This window comes from Pedobacter sp. (assembly GCF_035317785.1).
GTDB lineage: Bacteria > Bacteroidota > Bacteroidia > Sphingobacteriales > Sphingobacteriaceae > Pedobacter.
Genome location: NZ_DATHGC010000278.1, coordinates 1 through 2,114, shown reverse-complemented (window position 1 = coordinate 2,114; position 2,114 = coordinate 1). Strand labels below are relative to the sequence as shown.

Annotated in this window: 1 protein-coding gene and 1 pseudogene; both read right to left on the bottom strand. The window is 46.3% G+C overall.

Features of this window, described 5'->3' with window-relative positions; genetic code table 11:
• Positions 1 to 315, bottom strand: a pseudogene (locus tag VK541_RS17140) (hypothetical protein); the annotation flags it as partial.
• A 54-nt stretch (positions 316 to 369) separates the two neighbouring features.
• Positions 370 to 2,114: SusC/RagA family TonB-linked outer membrane protein (locus VK541_RS17135; protein WP_324371560.1), on the bottom strand; the 1,745-nt coding region annotated here is incomplete at its 5' end.

Genomic DNA, 2,114 nt, shown 5'->3' with positions numbered 1-2,114 from the left:
TGTATTTGCGTCGTGGATCAGTCCGTAAAGGTTATTAAGGTCAGAATTCTGGGCAGTCTCCGTGGTAGAGGTCCCCGTTACAGCCTCGAGCAGCTGCCAGTTGGAAGAAAAGATTCCGGCGCCGTCTCCGACAAACCTTGTGCCTGAGTACACAGAGGCTATTGCCGCTTCGGCATGCTCTGGTATATTGTAAAAATTATCGGGTGTCAGGTTTGAAGGGTCCTGCTCTTCCAGAAACTTTTTACAGCCTGGTCCAAGCAGCAATAGTCCGAAAAGGGCTATGCTGCTGATATATTTTATCATGTTAATTTTCATCAGTATATTTTTTTTAAGTATTGATTTCATAATTGAATGAATAAATGAAATACATTATAAGCCTATGTTTAAGCCCAGCATAAAGATTGTTGGTCTTGGGTAACTGTGCCAGTTCATTCCCTGTGAGAACACGTTATTGACGTCATTTGCGTATCCGCCGGTAGGCGTGGTTTCAGGATCGCCCTGAAGTTCCTTGCTGGTGATCAGGAAAAGGTTTTGAGCAGATACATAAACCCGCAGCTTATTCAAACGCATTTTTTGAACGGTTTCATTGCCGAAAGTATATCCAAGCAACACATTTCTGCCGCGTATGAATGAAGCGTCTTTGATCCAGTGGGTGTCGACATTGGTCACATAACCGGCGCGGGTATCCCTGATTTCTGCGATCTGGGTATTCTGGTTCTGGGGTGTCCAGGCATTGAGCACTGTAGCGTAGCTGTTGGCCAGCGACTGACGGTCTTCACTGGAGTGGGTAGTCATGTCCATCACATCGGCACCGACAGAATACTGAAGCTCAACGGTGAGATCGACCTTTTTATACCTGAAAGTATTGGAGAAGGCCCCCCATGCATCTGGGCTACCATTTCCGATGATTGTCCTATCCGCATCATTGATGGCATAGTCTCCGTTCACATCCAGGTATTTGATGTCGCCCGGAAGCATCGTAAGGCCATTTCTGTAACTCACAAATTTAGCCGCTTCAGCCCTTTCTGCTTCAGTCCATACGCCCAAACGGGTAAGTCCCCAGAAGGAGCCTGCTGCCTCCCCGATCCTGATGATATTGGTCGGATTGGTAAAGTTAGGCCCGCCTATCCCGAATATATCTGCCGGAGTAGCCAGTGTAAGGACTTTGTTCTTATTTAAAGAGATGTTAAAAGATGTTTTCCAGGAGAAGTCTTCCGAATTAAAATTGGTGGTATTCAGCTCAGCCTCTATACCCTTGTTTTCCATTGAGCCTATGTTTTTACGGATGCTGATATAACCGCTTGTTCGCGGCACAGGTGCATCCAGCAGCATATCTGTGGTTTTCCGGTAATAGGCATCAAGCTCTAAACTTATTCTGCCATCGAACAAACCGAGCTCAACACCTATGTCACTTTGTGTGGTCTTTTCCCAACGCAGTTCACGGTTGGCCAGTCTGTTTAGACCTGTACCCACGACCCGAGCATCATTAAAAACTGTCGGATAACCGGTACCCAAAAGTGCCAGAGATGAATATGCCGGTATTTCTGAATTACCGGCAACCCCAATACTGCTGCGAAGCTTCAGATTGGAAATTACTCTGCTATCTTTCAGGAAGTTCTCTTCGGAAATTCGCCAGGCAATGGCCGCTGAAGGAAAAAACGAGTACTTATTACTTTCACCAACTCTGGAGGTTCCGTCTGCGCGGCCGGTAACCGTGAACAGATACTTATCTTTAAGGTTATAATTCAGCCTGCCAAAATAAGAGTTGAGCTGTTGCAAATACCGGTTTGAACCGACCTGCGGATTCAGGCTTCCTGCACCCAGATTGTTATATAATAAATAATCTGTCGCAAAACCCCGTACTTCGGCACTGCTGAGGTTGAAAGTACTTTTCTGCCACGAGATACCCAGCAGCCCGGTGACGGAGTGGTTTTCGTTGAATTTTTTATTGTAGGTCAGGAAATTCTCAATAGACCAGAATGCTTCCTTCCTGGTGCGCGAAGCAGCATAGCCCTGATCAGAGATGTTTAATGTACGTCCGCTGTATTCATTGTTCTCCTGGGAGATGATATTGGCACCGATAATTGTCTTCATTTCGAGGCCTTCGGCAAAAG